The organism is Bradyrhizobium sp. UBA2491 (genome assembly GCF_002341725.1).
Taxonomy (GTDB): domain Bacteria; phylum Pseudomonadota; class Alphaproteobacteria; order Rhizobiales; family Xanthobacteraceae; genus Bradyrhizobium.
The window spans coordinates 1-3,176 of record NZ_DDOP01000063.1 but is presented as its reverse complement, the minus strand read 5'-3'; the positions used below and the strand labels follow the sequence as shown (position 1 = coordinate 3,176).

The 3,176-nt window shown below is 65.6% G+C and carries 2 protein-coding genes; both read left to right on the top strand.

The window, feature by feature from the left end:
• Nucleotides 1-1,948 (top strand): L,D-transpeptidase family protein (locus B2W55_RS20900; RefSeq protein WP_291532280.1); only part of this gene is annotated, 1,948 nt, incomplete at its 5' end.
• A 265-nt stretch (nucleotides 1,949-2,213) separates the two neighbouring features.
• On the top strand, nucleotides 2,214-3,176 hold a 963-nt coding region (locus B2W55_RS20895), incomplete at its 3' end, for a DUF882 domain-containing protein (protein ID WP_291532279.1).

The window sequence follows — 3,176 nt, the reverse complement described above, 5'->3', positions numbered from 1 at the left end:
GCCGAAGCCTGCCGATGTCGTCACCGCGCCGGCGACGAAACCCGCCGATGCGCCGAAGACCGATACCGCGGTCGCGCCCGCCGCGACGCCTGCCCCGGCAACCGCAACGGCGCCTTCGGCAAGTCCCGCGCCGGCGACAGCCGCAGCCCCCTCCACCGCGCCTGCAACGGCCGCGGCTCCCGCTGCGGAACCCGCCAAGGCCGCGAGCAACGTTGCCGCCGAGGATCAGCCGGTCGCCGACAAACTGCGCGAACTGCTCGCCAGCAAGACGCTGCGTACCTTCGACCGCAAGAATGAGCGCGCCGCCGCCGAGAAATTCTATTCGGCCCGCGACTACGCGCCTGTCTTCACCAAGGCCGGCAAGCTCACCGAAGCCGGCAAGGGCGTCATCGCCCGCCTGAAGGACGCCGCCGCCGACGGCCTCGATGCATCAGACTATCCGGTGCCGGATTTCGCCGCGGCCGCTACGCCGGATGCGCTCGCGGATGCGGACCTGAAGCTCGCGGCCAGCATGCTGGACTATGCGCGGCAGGCCCAGAGCGGCCGCATGCACTGGTCGCAGGTGTCGGCCGACATTCTCTATCCGGAGCACCCGATCGATCCGACGGAGGTGTTCGCGAACGTGACCTCCGCCAAGGATGCCTCGGCCGCGCTCGACGGCTACAACCCGCCGCAGAAGCTCTACAAGGAGCTGAAGAAGAAGCTCGCCGAGTTGCGCGGCCAGGGCGACGGCCCCGTCATCACAATCGCCGACGGCCCGGCGCTGAAATATGCGCCGGCCCGCAAGAAGCAGGCCGCGGTCGAGATGGACGACCCGCGCGTGCCGGAACTGCGCAACAAGCTCGGCGTCACCGAGAATGCCGACAGCACGAAGTATGACGCAACGGTCGCGCGGGCGGTGCAGAAATTCCAGAGCAGCGTCGATCTGAAGCCGACTGGCGTGCTCGACGAGCGCACCGTCAAGGCGCTGAACAATCCGAAGCGCGACCGCCAGATCGACACCGTGCTCGTCAACATGGAGCGCTGGCGCTGGCTGCCGCGCCAGCTCGGCGCCGCCAATGTCGGCAATGCCTATGTGATCCTCAACATCCCCGACTACACGCTGAAGGTGATGCAGAATGGCGCGCAGGTCTGGACCACGCGCGTCGTGACCGGCAAGCCCGGCCAGCACGCCACGCCGCTTTTGACCGAGACGATGAAGTACATCACGGTCAACCCGACCTGGAACGTGCCGCCGTCGATTATCTACAACGAATACCTGCCGGCCTTGCAGCAGGATCCGACGGTGTTGCAGCGCATGGGCCTGAAGCTCGAGCGCAACCGCGACGGCACCATCCACATCTCGCAGCCGCCCGGCGAAGCCAACGCGCTCGGCCGCATCCGCTTCAACTTCCCGAACAAGTTCCTGGTCTATCAGCACGACACGCCGGACAAATATCTGTTCGCGAAGGACGAGCGCGCCTTCAGTCACGGCTGCATGCGCGTGCAGAATCCGGATCAGTACGCCTCGGTGCTGCTCAACATCACCGAGCCGAACCAGCGCTACACGCCGGAGAAGATCCGCAGCATGTACGGCTCGAGTGAAGTCGACCTGAAATTCCCGACCCCGATCCCGGTCAACATCACCTACCAGACTGCGTTCGTGGACGACGCCGGCAAGCTGCAGATCCGCCGCGACATCTACGGCCGCGACGCCACCATGCTGTCGCTGCTCAAGAACAGCCGCGGCAAGGATCTCGAAACGGTGGTGGCGCACGCCCAGCCGAGCTACTCGCGACCGCCGAGCAGCAGCCTGCCTCCGGGCGTCAACGTCGCCGGCGACAACAGCGGCTTTGGCTCGTCCGGACCAAACTTCTTCGAGCGCCTGTTCGGAGGATTCGGACAGCCGGAGCCGCAGCCGGCCCGCCGCGGCCAGGCCCAGCAGCAGCGCCGGGTGATTACCCGCTGATCGATCGGCCTGCCCAAGTCCGATAAATATTGCAGTAAAATCAACGATCTCGCTTAAAAAGCGAGATCGTTTACGTTAACCATTACCCATTGCCGCCGAGGAACTGGGCTATCTTTTGCCACAGTCGACCAGTTAGTTAAGCCTAACTTGGGGGCGGGTCGGTAAACCTCGGTTAACCCTCCCGCTTTAAGAAAGCGTTCACCGTCTTTCGCAGGGGGTCTGCGAATGATGCCGACCGAACGCTCGTCGACTGGGTGGGCTTATAGTGCTGGCTGTCTTCGCACGCCGCTTCAATCCGTTGTCGCTGCCCAAGGCCGGGTACCAAGTCGGCCTGACCGCGCTATTGCTGTTGGCCGGTGCCGGATCGGTGCACGACGCGACGGCGCTGAACCAGACCCGCACCCTCTCCTTCCACCATACCCATTCCGGCGAAGACCTCACCGTCACCTTCAAGCGCGACGGCCGTTACGACGAAGCCGCGCTGAAGCAGCTCAATCACTTCCTGCGCGACTGGCGCTCCCAGGACGAGACGGTGATGGACCGTCATTTGTTCGATATCATCTGGGAGGTCTATAACGACGTCGGCGGCAAGCAGCCGATCCAGATCATCTCCGCCTATCGCGCCCCCGCCACCAACGCCATGCTGCGCCGCCGCTCCTCGGGCGTTGCACGCCACAGCCAGCACATGCTGGGCCACGCGATGGACTTCTTCATTCCGGGCGTGCCGCTGGAGCAGATCCGCTACGCCGGGCTGCGCCTTCAGCGCGGCGGCGTCGGCTTCTATCCGACCTCGGGCTCGCCGTTCGTGCATCTCGACACCGGCGGCATTCGCCACTGGCCGCGCATGACCCGCGAGCAGTTGGTCAGGGTGTTCCCCGACGGCCGCACCGTCCATGTCCCGACCGACGGCACGCCGCTGAAGGGCTATGAGCTCGCCAAGGCCGACATCGAGCGCCGCGGTAATGGCGACGATGCTGCCGTCATCAGCAAGCCGACCCTGCTCGCGAAGCTGTTCGGAGCCGGCAAGTCGGGTGACGACGAAGACGAAGGCGCAGCCGTTGTGAACGACAAGCCCACGGCCAACACCGTGGTCGCGGCTGCGGCGCCCGCCAAATCAGCCGACCCTGTTCCGATGCCGCGCGCGAAGCCGCAATTCGCCGCCGCGATCCAGCTCGCCGCCGCCGACGCACAGCTGGTCCCGATGCCGAAGGCCAAGCCGGCGATCCAT